Genomic DNA, 20,643 nt, shown 5'->3' with positions numbered 1-20,643 from the left:
AAGAATTGTGTCACTGACCTTGAAAAGCCGGCGTTGGCGCCTAATGTCTTATAGGACGCATACGGTGGTGGTTTTTCAGCGCCGTATGTCCTCAACTTTCATGACGATTGCAGGGACGAAATGCAGTCGTCGGTTTAAACCCGCTCAGCGAGCGAAAAAGGAGTTTGACCATGGCTTACAAGCTTCCCGAACTGCCCTATGCATTTGATGCACTCGAGCCGCACATCGATGCGCAGACGATGGAAATCCACCATGGCAAGCATCACAACACCTATGTGACCAATGCAAACGCTGCGCTGGAAAAGCTTCCCGAAGATCTGGCCGGACTCGAAGCGTCGGATCTGCTCAAGCAGCTCGACCGTGTTCCCGAAGAACAGCGCACCGCCATCCGCAATAATGCGGGCGGTCATGCCAACCACTCGCTGTTCTGGGAAATCCTGACACCCAATGCGCGTGGTCTGAAGGAATTTCCCACGCTGATGAACGACATCGAAAAGACCTTCGGCAGCGTCGAAGCCTTTGCCGAGAAGTTCGAGACGGCTGCCAAGGGTCGCTTTGGCTCCGGCTGGGCATGGCTTGTGGTCAAAAACGGCAATCTGGAGATTGTCTCCACTGCCAATCAGGACAGCCCGGTCTCCTCGCAGGCTTATGGCGGCCATGATGCCACGCCGATTCTGGGTGTGGACGTCTGGGAACACGCTTACTACCTGAACTACCAGAACCGTCGTCCCGACTATCTCAAGGCGTTCTGGAATGTCGTCAACTGGGCAGAAGTCGAAAAGCGCTACAATGCTGCCAAATAAGCGTGTAACGCGCTGACGGATGATTCTGTCTGCAACCCGCATCAGCGCTCGCTGATGCGGGTTTTTTTATGCGCCGACTGTTTTCCGTGTCGACCGTAACACCAGCTATTGCTTTGTGCTGCGACCTTTTGAGGTTCGGCGCCCGGCAGTGCCGCGTGTGGTCGTACGCCCACTGCTTTTGCCACGCCGCGACGGGTTTTTTTTACGACCGGCAGAGGCGGCAGGCTGTTCACCGCCGGCCTGCTGCATGGCCTGATTCAGACGTCCGGCATCGACATCGCCGACCAGCGTTGTCAGTTCGCCTGCCATGTCAGAAAGAAAAGCGTCCAAAGAGTCGCTGCCTTCACGCACCCTGGAGAGTCGCTGCTCCCAAAGGGCCGTACGCTCCGGGCCGGACAGGCTCTCGGGCAAGGCATCGATCAGGCCGCGCCCGCGCCGGGTGGCACGAATGGCGCCTGACTGTCGATGAACATATTCTCGCGTTAAAAGCGTTTCTATCATGCTGGCGCGCGTGGCCTCGGTACCCAGCCCGTCCGTTTCCTTGAGGGTTGCCCGCACGGCATTGTCGGTGACGTAGCGCGCCACGTGAGTCATGGCATTGATCAGACTGGCATCGGTAAAGGGCTCGGGTGGGCGCGTCTGGCGTGTCTGCATCTCGCATTGGGTAACGCGCGCCTTCTCGCCCTTCGTCATGGCGGGCAGCGTGGCATCCTCATCGGGCGTGTTGAAAAGCGCGCGCCAGCCTACCTGAAGAATTTCGCGCCCTTTGATCATGAAGGCCTCATCCAGCGCCTCCAGCGTGACACGGGTGTCGCGGTACTCAAAGGGGGGGTAAAACTGGGCCAGCACGTTACGGGCCACCAGCGTATAGACGTTTTGCTCTTCCCGGCTCAGCGTCTGCCAGCGCGGGGTCTGACCGGTAGGAGCGATAGCATGGTGTGCCCCGATCTGCTTGTCGTTGAAGGCACGCGACACGCGGGAAGTGTCGATGCCGCCATGCCACTGCTCGAGCGTGTCATTGCCCTGGCAGGCATGGCGCAGTGTGGCATCGATGCCCTTGAGATAGTCGCGTGGCAGATAGCGACAGTCCGAACGCGGATAAGTGATCAGGCGATGTCTTTCATACAGGCGCTGGGCACAATCAAGCACCGACTGTGCCGACATCTTATAGCGCCGGGCCGCATCGATCTGAAGCGTGGAGAGCGAATAGGGTAGCGGCGCGCCTTGTCGCTGCTGCTTTTGTTCAACGTCTCTGATGATGGCCGGCTGACCCGGCAGTTTCGCGGCCAGTGCTCGAGCGGGAGCCGCATCCAGAAGCCGGCCCTGGTCGTCCAGGCGATGTTGCTCACCCGGCTGCCACCAAGCGCGAACACTGCCACCCGATGTCTCAAAATCGGCCCATAGCGGGTAGAAGTCGACCGGCTGGAAATTTTCGATGGTTCTATCACGGCGCACGATCAGCCCGAGAAGTGGCGTTTGTACCCGACCGATGGAAAGCACGCCCTTGATGCCGGCCTGCTGGCCGGTCACTGTCCAGGCGCGAGTCAGATTGATGCCATAGAGCCAGTCGGCGCGCGAACGGGTCAATGCCGCCTGATAGAGCGGCTGGAAGCGGGCGTTGTCTTCGAGTGCCTGCCAGGCCCGCTTGATCGCAGGGGTGTTCATGTCATTGATCAAAAGACGCTCGACCGGCCCCTTCCAGCCCAGGTATTCGATGGTTTCCTGAACGAGAAGCTGACCCTCCCGGTCCGGGTCTCCGGCATGAATGATTCTGTCGGCCGATTTGACCAGACGACGCAAAATGGTGAGCTGAGCGCGCGCTTTCGGGCGAGGCGTCAGCTTCCACTTCGAGGGAATGATGGGCAGGTCATCCAGGCGCCAGCGCTTGAGGCGCTCATCGTAGGCCTCCGGGGCGGCCTGCTCGAGCAGATGACCAAAGCACCAGCTGACCGTGATGTCGGGACTGCTCAGAGCGCCTTCTGTCTGGCTGAAACGTCCGGGTAGTGCCGAGGCGATAGCACGACCCAATGAGGGTTTTTCGGCAATGATGAGTTGCATGAGGTCAGTTCAATGCTCTTTTGGCCTTGATCAGTGCTCGGTACCAGCGTCGCGGGGCGGGGCCAATGCCTGCCGGGCGCTGGCTGAGCAGACTGATGTTGCGATGGGCGGTCTGGTCGATATTGGACAGAATGTTCATCGTCGAGGCGCGGGCGCCGTACTGACGAATCAGAAAGTCGATCGCCTCGGGCTCAAGGGCGACGCGATAATGGCGTACCAGAGCGATGGCCAGTGATTCGGCACTGCGTGACAGATCATCGGTGATCTCGTTGACCATGGCCGCACCCAGTGCTGCCTTGGCCGCCGCCGAAAGATCCGGTTCGAGATGGCCGAAATAGGCCGCGTTGGTGGCGTCGATGGCGCGCTGCACCTCCGGGCGCGACAGATGAATACAGGGCTCGAGGGCGAGGGCAATCTCGATGGCCAGGTGCTTTGCCATCTCGATGTCGCTGCCGGGCGAGACGGGATTGCCGCCATGATCACGCTGATGGGCGCGTTCCCGATCCGCACGCGTGTCATTGAGATAACGCGCCAGATGGCGGCAGACACGGGCCTTTTCGCCATCGGTCAGCGCGATGTGATTTTCATGAATGCGAAGCCCGCGCTTGCCGGGACCGACCTGCAGGTGGGTGGCCTTGTCGTTCATCTGATCGGTAATGGCCTCCCAGCGCTGGGAGTTGCGAATCAGCGTGGCATGACTGCGTGCGATCTGGCCGTAGTTTTCCTGCACGCTTCGAAAAAGCTTCAGGGCATTGGTCAGAATATCGGCGCGCTCGCGCAGTTCCGGGCGCAGGTCGCTGCGGCCCTGCTGCACGCCGCTGGCCAGGTGTTCGATCTGCTCGGCCAGCGCATCCATGGCCTGGCGACAGCGGACCGTCAGGGTTTCGGCGCGAAGCCCGGCCGCAGCATCCTCGACCAGGGTACCCGACTGCTCGGCAAGATAGACGGTCAACGCCTTGAGTCGTGACAGCCCCGTGGCCTGCTGAATGCGATATCGAGAGCGTGTCTGTTCAAGCGCATCAAGTGCTCGTGCCAGATGCCATCGGCCGCGATACTCAAAGGTCAGCATGGGAATGCGCCGACCGCAGAGCAGTTCAAAGGCCAGAATGATCATCTCCTCGACATCCTGAAGCGTCATGAGCAGCGCATTGTCCTGCTCAATGGCTGCCAGTACGCGCTCGATGAAGTTCTCATCGCGTGCAACGCCCTGGTGCAGATCGGGCGCCCGTCCTGCAAAACGGTCGCGCAGCAGTGAAATGGCCTCCGGCGCCACATCGGCAAGCTCATTGAGTCGCGGGTCGATATGGGCACGGTACAGATCGACCAGATCGCGGATACGCGATTGCATGCCGATACGGCGATAGACATCGATCTGCGAGATGCGCCGGGCACTTTCCTCATCGTCGAGCAGTTCCAGCGCGGCAAGCTCCACCCCTTCGGGTGACAGATCATGCTTTCGCAGCAGCATGGCTGCCGCCTCGCGGCGACGGGCGTCGCCCTCCAGGCTTTCAACGATCAGGTTGCGGGTAATCAGTACCAGCTCCGGCAGGGTATCGAGCACCTGAGCCACTCGGGCCGCGGCGCGTTCATGCTTGCGCCCCCGGGTCAGATGGTGGGCGAAATTGGCGATGATGCCGGCAAGACCCGTGATCAGGGCATAGCTGATGAAGAACACATAGTTCTCCATCGAGGGGCCACGACCGTAACCGAGCAGATAGCCGACCCAGGCGCCCAGCAGGGTGACGGGGCCGCTGACCCACAAAATCTGCATGGCGCTGTTGGTCCAGGGCACCTTGTCCATCGCCTGGGTGATTCGGCGGATACGGTCGCGGCCTTCGCGCTCGAGACGAACACGAGGCGCATCGGGATTCGGGCGTCGACGAAGCAGTGCACGGGCTGAAAACAAGCGGATATTTCCGAAACGAGAGTGGATGCAGTAACGCAGGGACTGCTTCAGGAGATGTTTGCCGGGCAGATACGAAACAACATGATGGCGTTATCATGAGATGCCTGCAGCCAGCGTGCTAGCATAAGCGTGATCATGGTGGAGGAACAATATGCTGGCAGCCTGGGTTGACCAACTCCTTGGGTTTTCGACGGGAGCACTTGACGCCATTCGTCGAGACGAGCGCTACCCCTCATTGATGGGCTGGGCAAGAAAGGAAGGGGCAGAACTGCTGGGCGGGGATGTGGCGCTGGCACAGGCGCTGGCGCCGATGCTCTGGAATCAGACGCCGCTGCAGCGTCTTGGATTTCGGATCGAAACGCTGGCGCCGCCGGCGCCTCAGGAGCCCTGCTGGTGTGACTCCGGCAAGCGCCACATTGACTGCTGCGCCCGCGTCGCGCTGCCGGGGCAGGTACCGCCGCATTTGATGTGGATGCTTTTGCTGCAACGCCTTCGCGGTAACGTGCTGCACAAGGCGCTGGCCTCTGATCAGGTGCCGGCGCAGGCCCTGCTCGAGGCCGGTATCGTCAGTGCCGAGGGCGGACAGCTGGGCCGCGCCCAGACCATTCTGGAGGCGCTTTTCACCAATGCCGATTGGGAGCGGCTGCCGGAAGAAAGCGAGCCTGCCTTCGAGCTTTTAAGCGATGTGTATCAGGAGCGGGGCTTTACTCGCAAAAAGACCGCTTTGATGAACAGCGCCGTCGAGCATGGCCCGGGCTTTTTGCGCGGGGCGGCATTGAAGCGGCTGTGTCTGCGATACATGGATAGTGATGATCTGGCCAGCGCTCGCGAGACCTTTATTCAAACCCTGGAGGCCATGCCCAACGAACCGGCGCTGGCCTATCTCGAAAGCATGCTGTTGCTGCATGAAGGGCGCCCCGAGCAGGCGCGTGCACGCGCGGATTTCTGGCGCCGGCGTCTGGTTCATCGCAGTGACCTGGATGAGGACCAGCAGGCGTTTCTCGAGCAGCTGGCTTATGACCCCGAAGCCACGCTGTCGGAGCAGATGATTTATGCCGACGAGGAACTGGCCGAACCGCTGGACACCCTGACCAGACTCCTGCCGGAATTTTCCGGCGCCTCACGTCTGTCGCTGTCCATCAACGCCGAAGGCCGGCTTGAGTATCAGCAGGATGATCTGGATCACGCCCGCTATCGGATGTGGCAACAGCATTTTGCCACCGAAAATGAAGAAGCGCCCGGCAGCGGGCTTCAGGGGGACCCCTGGCGGGACGCCCGTCCCTGGCTGGATGCGCTGTGTCTTCATCCGGAGTGGCTGTCAACGCCGGCGATTCTTCAGGAGCTTGCCATGGCACTGGCCGGGCGCTTTGGCAATCTGCCATGGATGTTTAGCTCTATCTTCTCGCCGCTGGCAAAGCGTTTCGATGCCTGGCTTGTGGCGATCGAGACGGCTGAGAGCCCCTTTGTCTGGGGCGATGGCGACAATCATGTGTTGTTCCGGCTCGGACTGGGGCTGATCATCGGCATGGAGCGTGGCGCGCGCGAGCCATCAAGACAGCTGGCTGAACGGCTGATTCGCCTGGATGGCGAAGACAGTATGGGGCTGCGCGAGCTGCTTTTGGAACAGCTTTTAAGCGATGGTCAGGACGTCAGGGCCCTGACGCTCATCGAAGAGATCGAGGCGGCCGGTGACGACGATGGCGAGCCGTGGCTCGGACTGCTGCTGGGCAAGGCGCTGGCACTGTATCGCCTGGCGCGACTTGAAGAAGCCCGCCAGGCGCTGATCATGGTCGACAAGGCCAATCCATGGATGCTCAAGCTTTTGATCCGCGATAACCCCAGACGAGAGCCGGTAACCGGCAATGTGCCGATACCGGGCTCACGTGCGGAAGCCTGGCAGTATCGTGTCCTTATGCGGCCTCACTGGGTTGCGACCCGGGGCGCGCTTCACTGGGTGGATGCCAGACTGCGAACGCCTGTGCAATAGCGCCACGGTGACACCATGGCGCACGACGCAGAAAGGATCGTTTACTGACGATTGGGTAGAAATACCCACATCTGGCCGGGCTGTTTCATGCGTCCGGCATTGAGGCTGGCTTCATCCCCGTGTCCCCAGAAAAAATCGGCGCGCACGGTGCCCTTGATGGCGCTGCCCGTATCCTGAGCCAGCATGAGGCGCTGCATGCGCTGGTTGGACAGCGGTCGCGTGGTCGACAAAAAGACCGGTGCACCCAGCGGGATCTGATCGGGATCGATGGCAATGCTGCGCTCCGGTGTCAGCGGGACACCCTGGGCGCCGATCGGGCCATCCTGGCTTTTGTGGCTGCTGTCGAGCTCCCTGAAAAAGACGAATCGAGGATTCACGTTCAGCATGTCCTGTACCCGCCCGGGGTTGGCGTTTGCCCAGGCCTTGATGCCCGGCAGGGTCGCCTGAGCCGGGGTAATTTCTCCATGATCGAGCAGCCAGCGAGCAAAGGACTGGAAGGGCTGGTCGGTGGCACCGGCAAATCCCACCCGCATTTCGCCGCCTTCGACCAGTCTGATACGTCCCGATCCCTGAATTTGCAAAAAGGCGGCTTCAACCGGATCGTCGACCCAGACCAGTTCGCGACCCCGCAATACGCCGCTTTTGATCAACTGGCTGCGGCTGGCGGCCATGAGGCTGCTGTTGCCCAGGTTGCGATAGAGCGGGACCTGATAGGGGCCCTGACGCGTGCGAGAGCCGTGAAGAACGGGCTCGTAATAGCCGGTGATGGTGCCGACCGTCGACCCGTCGCTATTGCTCAGCGTAAAGGGTGTAAAGCGCTGCTCGAAATAGCGCCGGATGGCGCGGCTGTCCAGCGGGTCAACGTGGCGGGCGTCATTGCAGACCGAGGCCCAGTCCGGCTTGCGGGTGAGTTTTTCGCAGCTGGTTCGAAACGCGCTCCAGGCACTCAATAGATTGTCATCGTGCCAGCCGGGCAGCTGCTGCCAGCTGGTCGGGTGCATGGGCGTATTGATATCGGTGTAATTGGGTGTTTTCGCAGGCTGAAAACCGGACTGGCCGGTGGAGCAGGCAGCCAGAAGCGCCCCTGCAAGCACAAGACCTGCGCCTCGATTGATCAAACGCAGCTTCGATAAAAGGCCCTGAGGGCGAGACATTCCAGGGGATACAGGGGACAAGATCAGGGTCTCTTTCGGGGGCGTGGTCGAAGGCCGACGCCCGTGAAACAAAAAGGCGCGACACGATATTACCGGCCGGGCGGGTCGGTAATATCGCGCCATTGGCGAAAATACCAGAGGATCATGAGACCCGGAATAGCGGCCAGGGTACAGATTAAAAAGAATCCGTCCCAGCCGACCGCTTCCGATAGGATACCGCCCGGGGCTGAAATCACGACTCTGGGCAGGCCCATGATCGAGGAGAGCAGGGCGTACTGACCTGCCGTAAATCGCTTATCGGTCAAAGCGGCCATGAAGGCGAGAAAGGCGGCCGTCCCCATGCCGGCTGCGGCATTTTCAAAGCTGACCACCGCCGCCAGTACCGTAATCGAATGGCCGACATGATTGAGCCAGATAAAGCCGGCGGTCGAAATCATCTGCAACAGACCGAACCACCACAGCGAGCGGTAAATGCCGATGCGCAAAATGACCAGACCGCCCAGAAAGATACCGCCCAGCAGGGGCCAGAAGCCAAAGATCTTGACCGTGGCGCCGATCTCGGCGTTGGAAAATCCCAGCGATTTATAAAAGGGCGTTGTCAGGTTGCCGGCGACCGAGTCTCCCAGCTTGTAGAGCAGAATAAAAAGCAGCAGCCAGAGGGCGCCGGGCCGGGTCATGAAATTCCGGATCGGGTCCAGAAAGGTATCGCGCCAGTTCTGTGGCTGCGTAGGACGCTGAGCGCCAGGCTCGGGCGCCATGAGGGTAACCAGCATGCAGGCGCCGAGCAGCACCGCCATGGTCAGATAGGTCGCGCGAAAGCCGATGCTGTCGGCCAGCATCAGTCCGCCGCCGGAGGCAAACAGCATGCCGGTGCGATAGCCATAGGTATAGAGGCTGGAGCCGATGCCGAGTTCTTTTTCAGGCAGATGCTCGCGGCGATAGGCATCGATGATGACGTCCTGAGTGGCGCTGAAAAAGCTGATGCCCAGTGCCACCATGCCCACGGTCAGCGGTGCCAGGCCCGGGTCGGACAGGGCCAGCAGAACAATCAGGGAGGTCAACAGCAGCTGGGTCACCAAAAGCCAGCCGCGGCGCCTGCCCAGAAAGGGCAGCTCGAAGCGGTCCAGCAGCGGTGCCCAGAGAAACTTGAGCGTGTAGGGAATACCGATCAGCGCCAGCAGTCCCACCGCGTCCAGGGCAACGCCGGCATCGGTCATCCAGGCCTGCAGGACACTGCCTGTCAGCAGTAGCGGCAGGCCTGACGCCAGCCCCATCAGGAACGTGATACCATGGCGCGCAACGGCGGCCCGGGCTGTAGCAATCGAAGTCAACGGTTTTATCCAGAAAGTCGCGGGCATTTGAATGGCGCGCCGATTCTCTCAGACCGGTGCGTTCACGGCTACTGACCGGGGGTGGTTTTAATGCAGACGACAGGGCCTGAAGGGCTGCGCTGGTACGCGGTCCAGTGCAAGTCAGGTGAGTCCTTTCGTGCCGCCGAGCATCTGAACTTTCAGGGTTACACCGTCTTTCATCCGGTCATTCAAAGAGAAAAGCGCCAGCGCGGCAGGGCCGGGCAAGTGGTCGAACCACTTTTTCCCTGGTATCTCTTTATTCGGATGAATCCGCTGCAGGACAACTGGGCACCCATTCGATCCACCCGTGGCGTGATCAGATTGCTTGTCTTTGGTCAGGCGCCGGTGCCGGTACCGGATGTATTGATCGATACCCTGCGCCAGCAGATCATGGAGCAGCCGGCCATGTCAGGGGAGGATCGTTTCAGCACCGGTGAGCGCATCGAGATCACCGAAGGCCCTTTCAAGGCTCTGAAAGGGCTTTTCGTGGCGGGCAAGGGAGACGAGCGTGTCATTGTACTGCTCGAAATTTTGCAGCGAGAGCACCAGGTTATCGTGGGAAGCGGACAGATTCGAGGGGCCCGGCCGCACTGAAATCGACAGTGTCACGAAGGGGATCAGCTGTCTATCCACCAGCGGCTGTCCCAGCGTGTCATGACCTGCTCCGGGTAGCGTGTTTTTCCAAGACTGCCGTTGTAGCGGGCCAGCGCCCGCGTCAGATCGCCCTTTTCAACCTTGAGATACCACGCAAGAATGGTACAGCCATAGCGCAGGTTGGTATCGGGGTCGAAAAGATCGTCGCTGTCTCTGCCGATCTCCTTTTTCCAGAAGGGCATGACCTGCATGAGCCCCTGGGCGCCGGCACTCGAACGTGCCTGCGGCGTAAAGCGACTTTCAACATCGATGACCGAGAGCACCAGCTGCAAATCCAGCGAGGCGCGAAGCGCTTCGCGCTGGATGCTTTCGAGCAGGGCGATCCTTTGATGGGCGTCGGGCAGGTAGGCGATGAGGCGTCGATTCATATCGGTCATCCAGACCTCGGTATCAAAACGATCGCCGGTACGCTGATCATCCGACAGGGCACTGGAAAGCTGGCGGATCAGCTGGGCCGATACATGCGCCTCCGGAACGGCGCCAGCCCGGGATGCGGGCGCAAAAAGGGCGCCTGTCGTTAGACAGGCGCCCAGCAGACATGCTTTTAAGCCGGCTTCAAGCCAGCTTTTGACAAATAAACTCGATGGCTTCCTGCTGCGCCACCATCGTAATATCGTCGTCACGTCTTCCCTTGTACTCCAGTTCGCTGTTTTTCAGGCCGCGGTCGCCGATCACGATGCGGTGCGGGATGCCGATCAACTCAAGATCGGCAAACTTGACGCCCGGGCGCTCGTCACGATCATCCAGCAATACTTCGATTCCCATGTCATTGAAGGCGCTGTAGAGGCGTTCGGCCTCGTCGCGAACGGCCTGCGACTTGTGCGCGTTCATGGGTACCAGAGCCACTTGATAGGGCGCCAGACTGGCAGGCAATGCAATGCCGCGATCATCGTGGTTTTGTTCGATGGCGGCGGCGACAACGCGACTGACGCCGATGCCATAACATCCCATCTGCAGCGGTACATTGTTGCCGTTTTCATCCAGCACGGTAGCGCCCAGTGCCTCGGAGTATTTCGTCCCGAGCTGAAAAACGTGCCCGACTTCGATGCCGCGCGCGATCGAGAGTGTGCCCTGACCATCCGGTGACGGGTCGCCGGCCACGACATCGCGAATATCGGCCACCATCGGCAGCGGGAGATCGCGCTCCCAGTTAATGCCGAAGAAGTGTTTGCCATCAATATTGGCGCCGGCGCCGAAGTCACTCATGACGGCCACGCTGCGGTCAATGATCAGCGGTATATCAAGTCCGACCGGCCCGAGTGACCCAGGGCCTGCCCCGACGGCCTGGCGAATTTCCTCTTCACTGGCCATGACCAGCGGTGAGGCCACCTGATCCAGATGTAACGCCTTGATCTCGTTGAGCTGGTGGTCGCCGCGCACCATCAGCGCGACCAGCCCACCTTCGGCGCCGTGCATGATCAGTGTCTTGACGGTCTTTTCGATCGGCAAGCCGTGTTTTTCTACCAGTGCCGCGATGGTTTTGGCATCGGGTGTATCGACCTCTCTCATGCTTTCTTGAGGGTCGTCACGTTTTTGGCGGTCAGGCAGCGCTTCTGCCTTTTCGATATTGGCTGCGTAGTCGGAGCCCGTGGAAAAGATGACGGCGTCTTCACCTGAATCGGCGAGTACATGAAACTCATGAGAGCCACTGCCACCGATCTCGCCGTTATCGGCCTGAACGGCACGGAAATCGAGTCCGAGACGATTGAAGACGCGAATATAGGCGTCATACATTTTCTGATAGGAGGCCGCCATCGCTTCCTGACTGATGTCGAACGAATAGGCGTCTTTCATGATGAATTCGCGTGATCGCATGACGCCAAAGCGGGGGCGGGTTTCATCACGGAACTTGGTCTGGATCTGGTAGAAGTTGCATGGCAGCTGGCGGTAGGAGTGCACTTCATTACGCACCAGATCGGTGATGACCTCCTCGTGAGTGGGGCCATAGCAGAACTCGCGGTCGTGGCGGTCACGAAGACGAAGCAGCAGGTTGCCATACTTGTCCCAGCGGCCCGATTCCTGCCAGAGCTCGGCGGGCTGTATTGCAGGCATCAGAACTTCCTGGGCGCCGGCGCGATCCATTTCCTCGCGTACGATCTGTTCCACCTTTCGCAGCGTTCGCAGCCCCAGTGGCAGCCAGGTGTAGAGGCCGGAAGCCAGTTTTCGAATCATGCCGGCACGCAGCATCAGTTGATGACTGACAACTTCAGCGTTGGCGGGCGTTTCCTTGAGCGTGGATAGCAGCAGTTGACTGGCGCGCATGAACCGAATGTTTCCCTTGAGCCGGATGAAATGAACCGCATTGTACGAGCATTCGTTGCCTGTCGGCAAAATGCGTTTCCCGAAGGCGGCAATGATGGTATTTGTCCATTAACGCTGCACGCTTGAGCCAACAGCAATTGTCACCAACAAAGAGCAGGCAGGAGGAACCATGCAACGTCGATGGGCCGGCATGATGATGGCCGTATGGCTACTGATGATAACGGGATGTGCGGGCAAAGATGACACGGAGTTTGTCTGGCAGTCGCCGCGGGTCAACGATCAGGGGACTCAGGCGGGACAAAGAGCGTGCATGCCCGGTCCTGATGGCCCCAGTAGCTGTAACCGCTAAAAGGACCGACATAAAAAACGGCACCCGAGGGTGCCGTTTTATCAGGCCTGTCGAAAGGAATCGATCAGAACTGTACGCCGACGGAAGCCATGGCAGCGTCGATGCGATAGTCGCTGTCCATGTCGTAGCGAGTGTATTCAGCACGTGCAAAGACCGGAATGGTTTCGAACTGGTACTTGAGGCCCAGACCGTAAACCGGGTCAGTGCCGTACTGGTTGCTGGCCGGGCCCTGCTGAGCGTTGGCCTTCCAGTAGGCAGCACCCACGCGTGCATAGCCGGAAACACCGTAGAACAGGGGCAGTTCGCCGATGGCGCTCAGGCTGTAGGCCTTGGTCTGGTAACGGCCGTTGCCCTGATCGGTGGCGTAATCAATGTCACCGAGATCGGCGTAGTTGATTTCAGTGGAGAACCAGTCGTTGAACTTGTAACCAACGAAGGCACTCTGAGCAGTGTCGTTATTGTCGGTGATACGATCACCGCTCAGGTTGCCACTGCTGAAGCTGCCGACATCGGCATCATGGACCTGAGCGCTACCAACGCCCACACCGGAATAGATGCCGGTGCTGGTGTCGGCCATGGCCATCGGGGCCGCTACCAGGGAAGAAGCGAACAGCGGTGCAGCAAACAGTGCGAATTTTTTCATGATGATCTCCTTGCATGAAACCTTTATTGACCGGAGCGTCCTGCTCCATGGTCAAAATCGATTCGATGAGCTGTTATTACTCGAACAGTGTTTTCAAAAACATTTTTAGCATGAGAATCGGTTCACGTAAAGATTAGAATGCATCAACCTGCTCTATGGAGTTGTTTGCAAAAATCTTTAACCGAGACGGGCTGACAGTATAGCAACAGTGTGTATTTTCGCCCTGTATCGACAAATATTTAGTCAACAATGGCTGCAGTAGTAGGGAAGCAGTCCTTGTTCTCGGTACAATCCGTGTTGCCATGATCATGCACCCGCCATGATCTTTTTATTTTCATCTTCTCTGGTTTTGATATGTCTGACGATCTGATGCCTTCCGAACTGCTCGATTTTCTGCCCTGCAGGACCCCGCAGCCCTGGGTGGATGCCGCGCTTGGCAACGAGCGTCTTTTGATGATCGATCACGCCCAGTGTGAAAAAAAGGCGGCTTCAACGGCCATGAGCCTGATGTATCGCTATACGAGCCGTGCGGATCTTTTGACCAAAATGTCTCAGCTGGCACGTGAAGAGTTGCTTCACTTTGAACAGGTCGTAACGCTGATGCGTGAACGCGGCATCGCCTATGAACATGTCTCTGCTTCACGCTACGCACAGGGGCTGCGTGAGCATGTTCGCGAACAGGAACCGGGAAGACTGGTCGATGTGCTGATTGTAGGCGCTTATATCGAGGCCCGTTCCTGCGAACGTTTTGCCTGTTTGATTCCTCATCTCGACGACACGCTGGCAAAATTTTATCGCAGTCTGGTGAAATCCGAAGGCCGGCATTTTGAAGACTATCTGGAACTGGCCGCACAGTATGCAGATGGTCCCATCGATGAGCGGGTGGCCTTTTTCGGAGACGTCGAAAGGTCCCTGATCGAGTCACCGGACAGTGAATTTCGCTTTCACAGCGGTGTCCCGGCCGCAGCATGATGGTCAAGAAGGGGGCGGCGTCTGATGGCAGGACGCCCCGATTCGGGGCGTCGGATATTGTCAGTGATGGGGCAGTTCCGACAGGCTGAAATGCTCCAGTGTCAGCGTCATGCCGTCCAGACGTACTTCCCAGCCTTCGTCGCGCTCGTGATGCCAGTCACCGAGGACATAGCGTCTGGCCACCTCGTCATCATTTAGACGAAACTCATGTACATCCGGGCGGTGGGTGTGGCCATGAATCAGCGTGCGAACATGACACTGCTGCATGATCTCTTCCACGGCCTCCTGGCTGACATCCATGATGTCGTCGGATTTGTCACCGTTGGCGCTGCCAGAGCCTTCACGCATGCGATCGGCCAGTTGGCGGCGCTGCTCGATCGGCAGTGCCAGCGTTTGCTGCTGCCACTGGGAATCGCGCGTCATGGCACGAAACTGCATGTACTCCCCGTCCTGTGTGCAAAGGCTGTCGCCATGCATTAAAAGGGCAGGAACATCCTTGTCGATGGCAATGATGGCAGGATCATCGATCAGTACAGCGCCGGTAAGCTCGGCGAAGCGCTCACCCAGCAGAAAATCACGATTACCATGCATGACATAAAGGTGTCTGTCGCCGTCACTGAAGCGGCGCAGCGCGTCGATAACCTGCTGTTCGAACTCACCGATGGCGTCATCGCCGATCCAGCTTTCAAATAGATCGCCCATGATGTAGAGCGCATGAGCATCCCTGGCGCGATATTCCAGATAATTCAGAAACGCCCGGGTCAGCTCGGGGGTGTCCTGCTGCAAGTGTAGATCGGCAATAAACAGTGTTGTCATGACCTCTCCTGCTTGAAGGGCGCAGTCCACACTGCGCCTGAAACATTGTTGTTCGACGATCAGGCGTCAACCAGACGGGCAGACTCGATCACGATATCTTCGGCGGGAACGTCGGCGTGGCCGTGACGACGTGTGGTCGCCACGCCCTTGATGCTTTCTACAACATCCATGCCTTCAACCACGCGACCGAAGACGCAGTAGCCCCAGCCCTGAGGCGTGGCAGAGGTGTGGTTCAGGAAGTCATTGTCCGCCACATTGATGAAAAACTGCGCCGTTGCCGAGTGAGGGTCACCGGTGCGAGCCATCGCCAGGTGCCCGCGGCTGTTTTTCAGGCCGTTGTCGGCTTCGTTATTAATGGGGGCGTGAACCGGTTTTTGGTTGAATTGTGTATCGAACCCGCCGCCCTGAACCATGAAGCCGTCGATGACACGGTGGAAAAGCGTTCCGTCATAGTGGCCTTCGTTGACGTAACGCTCAAAATTGGCAGCCGTTTGGGGAGCGGCGTCGTGGAAAAGCTCGATTGTGATGTCGCCGGCGCTGGTGGAAAAAATGATCATGAAAAAATCTCTAAAAAGACAGCAAAAGGGCAGCTTCGAGAAAGCTGCGCAAGAGTGGCGCGCACCGAGCTGCCGGTCACTCATGACGTCAGTACTGATACCTGCATGGCATGGTCCCGGGCGCTCACGCTATAATAGCGGCTTTATCCTGACAGGCGAAACCGCGCCTGTCGGTATCCGTTGTCAACAAGGCCTGATCACGCCCCATGAGCTCAGAAAGCACCAGCGCACCGAATTTCATTCGTACACAGATTCGTGAAGAGATCGAGCAGGGGCGCGTTGATACCATCGTGACGCGCTTCCCGCCCGAACCCAACGGCTTTTTGCACATCGGTCATGCCAAGTCGATATGTCTCAATTTTGGTCTGGCCGAACAGCTCGGAGGGCAGTGTCATCTGCGCTTTGACGATACCAATCCTGCAAGGGAAGAGCAGGTCTATATTGATGCCATTCGTGAAGACATCGAGTGGCTCGGCTTCCAGTGGAGCGGCGACATCCGTTATGCCTCCAGCTATTTTGACCAGTTGCACGAATGGGCATGCCAGCTGATTCGTGATGGTTTGGCCTATGTTGATGACCTCAACGCCGAGCAGATGCGCGAGTACCGTGGCACTCTGACAGAGCCCGGTCGTCCCAGCCCGTGGCGCGATCGCAGCGTTGAAGACAATCTGGCCCTGTTCGAGGGTATGAAAAACGGCGAGTTCGGGGAAGGCGAGAAGGTGTTGCGGGCCAAAATCGATATGGCCTCACCCAATATTAATCTGCGCGACCCGACCCTGTATCGCATCCGCCATGCTGCACATCACCAGAGTGGCGACAAGTGGAAGATCTACCCCTCCTATGACTTCACGCATGGCCAGTCCGATGCCATCGAGGGAATAACGCACTCCATCTGTACGCTCGAGTTTGAAGACCATCGCCCGCTCTACAACTGGTTTCTGGACAACCTGCCGGTGCCGGCACGCCCAAGGCAGATTGAATTTGCGCGTCTCAATCTGAATTATACCGTTACCTCCAAGCGTAAATTAAAGCTGTTGGTAGATCAGGGCGTGGTAGACGGCTGGGACGACCCGCGAATGCCGACCATTTCGGGGATGCGGCGTCGCGGCTATACCCCGGCCTCCATCCGCAGGTTCTGCGATATGGTAGGCGTTTCCCGCGCCTCGGGCGTTGTCGATATCCAGATGCTTTATCACGCCATTCGTTCGGATCTTGAAGACAACGCGCCACGCGCGATGTGTGTCATGAAGCCGCTCAAGGTGGTATTGACCAATCTCTCTGATGACCATGAGGAGATTTTCGAGGTGGCCGGGCATCCGGCACGTGAAGACATGGCAGTGCGCCAGCTGCCGCTCAACCGTGAAATCTGGATCGATCAGGAAGATTTCATGGAAGAGCCGCCCAAGAAGTTCTTCCGCCTGGCACCCGGTAAGGAAGTACGTCTTCGCAATGCCTATGTCATTCGTTGCGATGATGTGATCAAAAACGAGCAGGGCGACATAGAGGCGCTGCACTGTAGCGTTGATCTGGAAACGCTGGGCCAGAATCCGGAAGGTCGCAAGGTGAAAGGGGTCATTCACTGGGTCAGCGCACGTCACGGTGTTGATGTCGAGGTGCGCAACTACGACAACCTGTTTCAGGTCGAGGCACCGGACCGGGACAAGGACGTCGATTTTCTGGAGCATCTCAATGCCGAGTCGCTTGAAACGATTCATGGCATCGGTGAGCCCTCGCTGACACAGGCCGGCGCCGAGCAGCGCTTTCAGTTCGAGCGTGTGGGCTATTTTTGCGCCGACCGACACGACCATGGCGCGGATCGTCTGGTCTTCAATCGTACGGTCAGTCTCAAGGATGGCTGGGCAAAGGCGCAGAACAAGGCAAATTGAAGGGGAATACACGCGTGCAGATTTACAACACTCTGACCCGTCAGAAGGAAGCCTTTGCGCCTGCTGATGCCGGCAACGTACGCATGTATGTCTGTGGCATGACAGTGTATGACTACTGCCATCTGGGCCATGCAAGAATGCTGGTAGCATTTGATGTCATTACCCGATGGCTGCGTGCCAGTGGCTATGGTCTTACCTATGTGCGCAACATTACCGACGTCGATGACAAGATTCTGGTCCGGGCTCGGGAAAACGACGAATCCATCGATGCGCTGACAAATCGGATGATCGATGCCATGCATGAAGATGAGCGTCGACTGGGCGTACTGGCACCGGATCAGGAGCCACGTGCCACGGGTCATATCGATGACATCATCGTCATGATCAGGACGCTGATCGAGCGCGACTATGCCTATCAGGCCGATAACGGTGATGTGTTCTATCGAGTCCGCCGTTTTGAACATTATGGCGCGCTCAATAACCGCAATCCTGATGAGATGCGCTCCGGTGCCCGTGTTGATATCGATCAGGCAAAGGAAGATCCGCTGGACTTTGTGCTCTGGAAAAGTGCCACCCCCGGAGAAGCCAGCTGGCCATCTCCATGGGGTGAGGGCCGACCGGGCTGGCATATTGAATGCTCTGCGATGTCGACATGCTGTCTGGGCAATACCTTTGATATCCATGGGGGTGGGCCGGATCTGGCCTTTCCCCATCACGAAAACGAGATTGCTCAGAGCGAGGCGGCTACGGGCCAGAAGTACGTCAATACCTGGATGCATGCCGGTGCCCTGCGAGTCGATAACGAAAAGATGTCCAAGTCGCTGGGCAATTTTTTCACGGTTCGTGATGTACTAACCGAGCATGACCCCGAGGTAGTGCGCTATCTGCTTGTCGCCAGTCATTATCGCAGCGCCATCAATTACGCCCCTGATACGCTCAAGGATGCCAGACGGTCACTGGAGCGGTTCTACAACGCGCTGGAAGGCATCGAGGCCGTTGAAGGTGAGGTCAGCGATGAGTTTGCCGGACGCTTTGCCCGTGCCATGAACGATGACTTCAACACGCCCGAGGCGCTGGCGGTCATGTTCGAGATGGCGCGCGAGATCAATCGCCATCGCGATGATGCAGCGCGTGCCGGTGCGCTGGCGCACGAGCTCATTCGGCTTGGCAATATGCTGGGGCTTCTTGAGCGCTCGCCAAGTGACTTCCTGCAGGGGACCCGGCCCGGCATTGATGATGAGGAAATCGCGCGGCAGATCGAGGCGAGAAATGCAGCGCGTCGGGATCGCGATTTTGCCGAGGCTGATCGCATTCGTGATGCGCTGGCAGCACAGGGCATCATTCTCAAGGACAGCCGCGAAGGAACGACCTGGGTAAGCGAAACCCAGTAGTTGTCCTGTCAGGCATCGGCACAAAAAAGGCCCCGCCAATGGCAGGGCCTTGTTGTATCCGATATATCGAACCGGAATGGGTATTAATCGTTGTCGTGCAGCTCGGCAGCCGTCAGCGTGTTTTCCAGCAATGAGGCTACGGTCATCGGGCCGACACCACCCGGGACAGGCGTAATGTGCGAGGCCCGTGCTCTGGCACCTTCAAATTCAACATCTCCGGTCAGTTTGCCCTCGGCGGTACGGTTAATGCCAACATCGATGACAATGGCGCCGGGGCGAATCCATTCACTTTTGACCAGATCCGGATTGCCTACAGCCACGATCAAAAGCTCTGCACTTTCAACGTGTTTTTGAAGATCGCGTGTAAAGCGATGACATACCGTAATGGTGCAGCCCGCCAGTAACAGCTCAAGCGCCATCGGACGACCAACGATATTGGAAGCACCCACAATGGTGGCTGTCATGCCGCGCACATCGAGCTGATGTTCATCAAGCAGCGTCATGACGCCCATGGGGGTACATGGCCGCAGGGTTGGCATGCGTTGTGCCAGACGGCCAAGGTTGTAAGGATGAAAGCCATCAATATCCTTGTGTGGATGAATACGCTCAAGCAGCGGGCGCGCATCGAGATGGCCGGGCAGGGGAAGCTGCAGCAAAATACCGTCAACGCTGGTATCCCGATTCAATTGATCAATCAGGGCTTCCAGTGCCTGCTGTGAGGTGTCCTTTGGCAGCTGATGCTGAAACGAGAGAATGCCGGCCTGCTCACAGGCGCGATGCTTGTTGCGAACATAGACTTCCGACGCCGCGTCATCGCCCACCAGCACCACGGCCAGCCCCGGCACTCTCTTGCCATCACGGCGACGTTCGGTTACCTGCTGAGTCACCCTTTCACGCACCTTTTGCGCCGTAGCCTTGCCGTCAATCAACTGTGCACTCATCTATATTCTGTCCTGGTGACGATTCGAGCGAGCTTTGCCCATTAGTGCTGCAATTGTCGCATCCCGCCGGGTGCAGTCAATGAATGTTGTTGCCGTGGGCGAGGAAAGGTGCGAAAGCATTGTTTAACAAGTTATGCTTGACCCGTACCGGTTATCAGGTAAAATGCGCCTCGCATTGGCAGCGGTCTCGGCAGAGGTGCTGGCGTATCGGGATATAGCGCAGTCTGGTAGCGCGCCTGCTTTGGGAGCAGGATGTCGGGGGTTCAAATCCCTCTATCCCGACCAAACCGTTGATTTTGATAAGTATTTCAAAGTCGTGGATTGACAGCGAAAGCCACGGGCAATAGAATGCGCCCATAGCTCAACCGGATAGAGCAACGGCCTTCTAAGCCGTAGGTTGCAGGTTCAAGTCCTGCTGGGCGCGCCAACAATGCTTGGTTTGCGTGACCGGTAAAAAACAGTGGTGGATGTAGCTCAGTGGTAGAGCCCCGGATTGTGGTTCCGGTGGTCGTGGGTTCGATCCCCATCATCCACCCCATTATTTTGAAAGCGCTGATGGTTGTCAGTGTTTGAAGTTGAAATGGTGGGTGTAGCTCAGTGGTAGAGCCCCGGATTGTGGTTCCGGTGGTCGTGGGTTCGATACCCATCATCCACCCCATTGTTGTTAAACGCTGATATATTTCGGCGTTTTGATTGAAAAGGGCGGCCCTGTGGGGCCGCCCTTTTTGTTGTGCATGTTATCTGTCGCCGTGTCGTCCGATGACGGCCACGATTATTGATATTCAGGGTATAAAGAAATTCGGATTTTCCCCTTGAAATATGATTAATCGGTGCCAATTAAGGCTTCGAGCTTGCCAGTATCTGATGGGGTTCTTAAAATCTGCGCCCTTGAGTTTTTTATTTCGAACACGC

The 20,643-nt window shown here is 58.2% G+C and carries 16 protein-coding genes and 4 tRNA genes; 10 read left to right on the top strand and 10 right to left on the bottom strand.

The annotated features are described in order from the left end of the window. The first annotated feature begins 170 nt into the window (after positions 1–170). A complete protein-coding gene (locus ACS92L_RS05140) occupies positions 171–803 on the top strand; it encodes a superoxide dismutase (RefSeq protein ID WP_438767461.1) in 633 nt (210 codons plus the stop codon). Between the two features lie 105 nt (positions 804–908). On the opposite strand, the gene ACS92L_RS05135 is transcribed toward ACS92L_RS05140, so the two are convergent. Both ACS92L_RS05135 and ACS92L_RS05130 read right to left on the bottom strand, forming a co-directional pair. Continuing rightward, positions 909–2,861, bottom strand: coding sequence for a DNA topoisomerase III (locus ACS92L_RS05135; protein ID WP_438767459.1), 1,953 nt, complete (start codon positions 2,859–2,861; stop codon positions 909–911). A 4-nt stretch (positions 2,862–2,865) separates the two neighbouring features. Continuing rightward, positions 2,866–4,767, bottom strand: a complete 1,902-nt coding sequence (locus ACS92L_RS05130) for a hypothetical protein (RefSeq protein ID WP_438767458.1) — start codon at positions 4,765–4,767, stop codon at positions 2,866–2,868. Between the two features lie 151 nt (positions 4,768–4,918). Here ACS92L_RS05130 and ACS92L_RS05125 point away from each other — a divergent pair, with 151 nt between their 5' ends. Next, positions 4,919–6,754 (top strand): zinc chelation protein SecC, encoded by a 1,836-nt coding sequence (locus ACS92L_RS05125; protein ID WP_438767457.1) that lies wholly within the window; start codon positions 4,919–4,921, stop codon positions 6,752–6,754. A 41-nt stretch (positions 6,755–6,795) separates the two neighbouring features. Here the strand turns inward: ACS92L_RS05125 and mltA are convergent, their stop codons facing one another. Both mltA and ACS92L_RS05115 read right to left on the bottom strand, forming a co-directional pair. Next, positions 6,796–7,908 (bottom strand): murein transglycosylase A, encoded by a 1,113-nt coding sequence (gene mltA, locus ACS92L_RS05120; RefSeq protein ID WP_438767455.1) that lies wholly within the window; start codon positions 7,906–7,908, stop codon positions 6,796–6,798. An 89-nt stretch (positions 7,909–7,997) separates the two neighbouring features. Next, positions 7,998–9,239, bottom strand: a complete 1,242-nt coding sequence (locus ACS92L_RS05115) for an AmpG family muropeptide MFS transporter (protein ID WP_438767454.1) — start codon at positions 9,237–9,239, stop codon at positions 7,998–8,000. A 90-nt stretch (positions 9,240–9,329) separates the two neighbouring features. Between ACS92L_RS05115 and rfaH the strand changes: the two genes are divergently transcribed. Beyond that, positions 9,330–9,854, top strand: coding sequence for a transcription/translation regulatory transformer protein RfaH (gene rfaH, locus ACS92L_RS05110; RefSeq protein ID WP_438767453.1), 525 nt, complete (start codon positions 9,330–9,332; stop codon positions 9,852–9,854). Positions 9,855–9,877: 23 nt separating this feature from the next. Here the strand turns inward: rfaH and ACS92L_RS05105 are convergent, their stop codons facing one another. From ACS92L_RS05105 to ACS92L_RS05095, 3 genes are all read right to left on the bottom strand, one after another. Beyond that, on the bottom strand, positions 9,878–10,282 hold the full coding sequence (locus ACS92L_RS05105) for a transglycosylase SLT domain-containing protein (protein ID WP_438767452.1): 405 nt from the start codon (positions 10,280–10,282) through the stop codon (positions 9,878–9,880). 187 nt (positions 10,283–10,469) lie between these two features. Then, on the bottom strand, positions 10,470–12,176 hold the full coding sequence (locus ACS92L_RS05100) for a proline--tRNA ligase (RefSeq protein ID WP_438767450.1): 1,707 nt from the start codon (positions 12,174–12,176) through the stop codon (positions 10,470–10,472). A gap of 413 nt (positions 12,177–12,589) precedes the next feature. Then, positions 12,590–13,168 (bottom strand): outer membrane beta-barrel protein, encoded by a 579-nt coding sequence (locus ACS92L_RS05095; RefSeq protein ID WP_438767449.1) that lies wholly within the window; start codon positions 13,166–13,168, stop codon positions 12,590–12,592. A 354-nt stretch (positions 13,169–13,522) separates the two neighbouring features. On the opposite strand from ACS92L_RS05095, the gene ACS92L_RS05090 reads away from it, so the two are divergent. After that, on the top strand, positions 13,523–14,140 hold the full coding sequence (locus ACS92L_RS05090; protein WP_438767447.1) for a tRNA-(ms[2]io[6]A)-hydroxylase: 618 nt from the start codon (positions 13,523–13,525) through the stop codon (positions 14,138–14,140). 60 nt (positions 14,141–14,200) lie between these two features. Here ACS92L_RS05090 and ACS92L_RS05085 read toward each other — a convergent pair whose 3' ends face one another. Both ACS92L_RS05085 and ACS92L_RS05080 read right to left on the bottom strand, forming a co-directional pair. Next, positions 14,201–14,956, bottom strand: coding sequence for a UDP-2,3-diacylglucosamine diphosphatase (locus tag ACS92L_RS05085; protein ID WP_438767445.1), 756 nt, complete (start codon positions 14,954–14,956; stop codon positions 14,201–14,203). Positions 14,957–15,015: 59 nt separating this feature from the next. Beyond that, the gene (locus ACS92L_RS05080; protein WP_438767444.1) at positions 15,016–15,513 is read right to left on the bottom strand and encodes a peptidylprolyl isomerase; all 498 of its coding nucleotides are present in this window, start codon (positions 15,511–15,513) and stop codon (positions 15,016–15,018) included. A 206-nt stretch (positions 15,514–15,719) separates the two neighbouring features. Here ACS92L_RS05080 and ACS92L_RS05075 point away from each other — a divergent pair, with 206 nt between their 5' ends. Continuing rightward, positions 15,720–17,399 carry a glutamine--tRNA ligase/YqeY domain fusion protein gene (locus ACS92L_RS05075; protein WP_438767442.1) on the top strand — a complete coding sequence of 560 codons (1,680 nt, stop codon included), beginning with the start codon at positions 15,720–15,722 and terminating at the stop codon, positions 17,397–17,399. A gap of 14 nt (positions 17,400–17,413) precedes the next feature. Beyond that, positions 17,414–18,790, top strand: a complete 1,377-nt coding sequence (gene cysS, locus ACS92L_RS05070) for a cysteine--tRNA ligase (RefSeq protein ID WP_438767441.1) — start codon at positions 17,414–17,416, stop codon at positions 18,788–18,790. A gap of 83 nt (positions 18,791–18,873) precedes the next feature. Here cysS and folD read toward each other — a convergent pair whose 3' ends face one another. Further along, positions 18,874–19,731: a bifunctional methylenetetrahydrofolate dehydrogenase/methenyltetrahydrofolate cyclohydrolase FolD gene (folD, locus tag ACS92L_RS05065; protein ID WP_438767440.1), complete on the bottom strand. Its 858-nt coding sequence runs from the start codon at positions 19,729–19,731 to the stop codon at positions 18,874–18,876. Between the two features lie 208 nt (positions 19,732–19,939). On the opposite strand from folD, the gene ACS92L_RS05060 reads away from it, so the two are divergent. From ACS92L_RS05060 to ACS92L_RS05045, 4 genes are all read left to right on the top strand, one after another. Beyond that, positions 19,940–20,016: transfer RNA gene (locus tag ACS92L_RS05060), tRNA-Pro, on the top strand. Between the two features lie 65 nt (positions 20,017–20,081). Next, positions 20,082–20,158, top strand: a tRNA-Arg gene (locus ACS92L_RS05055). Between the two features lie 36 nt (positions 20,159–20,194). After that, positions 20,195–20,269: transfer RNA gene (locus tag ACS92L_RS05050), tRNA-His, on the top strand. A 45-nt stretch (positions 20,270–20,314) separates the two neighbouring features. Further along, a tRNA-His gene (locus ACS92L_RS05045) sits at positions 20,315–20,389 on the top strand. The last annotated feature ends 254 nt before the right edge of the window (positions 20,390–20,643 follow it).

This window comes from Kushneria halocnemicola (genome assembly GCF_965650455.1).
GTDB lineage: Bacteria > Pseudomonadota > Gammaproteobacteria > Pseudomonadales > Halomonadaceae > Kushneria.
Note: the sequence above shows the minus strand (reverse complement) of the source record. Positions and strands in the feature narration are given on the sequence as shown.

Excerpts from the sequence above, each read along its gene's own strand:
- ACS92L_RS05140 (WP_438767461.1), top strand. The coding sequence starts at position 171 with ATGGCTTACAAGCTTCCCGAACTGCCCTATGCATTTGATGCACTCGAG.
- ACS92L_RS05135 (WP_438767459.1), bottom strand. The coding sequence starts at position 2,861 with ATGCAACTCATCATTGCCGAAAAACCCTCATTGGGTCGTGCTATCGCC.
- ACS92L_RS05125 (WP_438767457.1), top strand. The coding sequence starts at position 4,919 with ATGCTGGCAGCCTGGGTTGACCAACTCCTTGGGTTTTCGACGGGAGCA.
- mltA (WP_438767455.1), bottom strand. The coding sequence starts at position 7,908 with ATGTCTCGCCCTCAGGGCCTTTTATCGAAGCTGCGTTTGATCAATCGA.
- rfaH (WP_438767453.1), top strand. The coding sequence starts at position 9,330 with ATGCAGACGACAGGGCCTGAAGGGCTGCGCTGGTACGCGGTCCAGTGC.
- ACS92L_RS05105 (WP_438767452.1), bottom strand. The coding sequence starts at position 10,282 with ATGAATCGACGCCTCATCGCCTACCTGCCCGACGCCCATCAAAGGATC.
- ACS92L_RS05100 (WP_438767450.1), bottom strand. The coding sequence starts at position 12,176 with ATGCGCGCCAGTCAACTGCTGCTATCCACGCTCAAGGAAACGCCCGCC.
- ACS92L_RS05095 (WP_438767449.1), bottom strand. The coding sequence starts at position 13,168 with ATGAAAAAATTCGCACTGTTTGCTGCACCGCTGTTCGCTTCTTCCCTG.
- ACS92L_RS05090 (WP_438767447.1), top strand. The coding sequence starts at position 13,523 with ATGTCTGACGATCTGATGCCTTCCGAACTGCTCGATTTTCTGCCCTGC.
- ACS92L_RS05085 (WP_438767445.1), bottom strand. The coding sequence starts at position 14,956 with ATGACAACACTGTTTATTGCCGATCTACACTTGCAGCAGGACACCCCC.
- ACS92L_RS05080 (WP_438767444.1), bottom strand. The coding sequence starts at position 15,513 with ATGATCATTTTTTCCACCAGCGCCGGCGACATCACAATCGAGCTTTTC.
- ACS92L_RS05075 (WP_438767442.1), top strand. The coding sequence starts at position 15,720 with ATGAGCTCAGAAAGCACCAGCGCACCGAATTTCATTCGTACACAGATT.
- folD (WP_438767440.1), bottom strand. The coding sequence starts at position 19,731 with ATGAGTGCACAGTTGATTGACGGCAAGGCTACGGCGCAAAAGGTGCGT.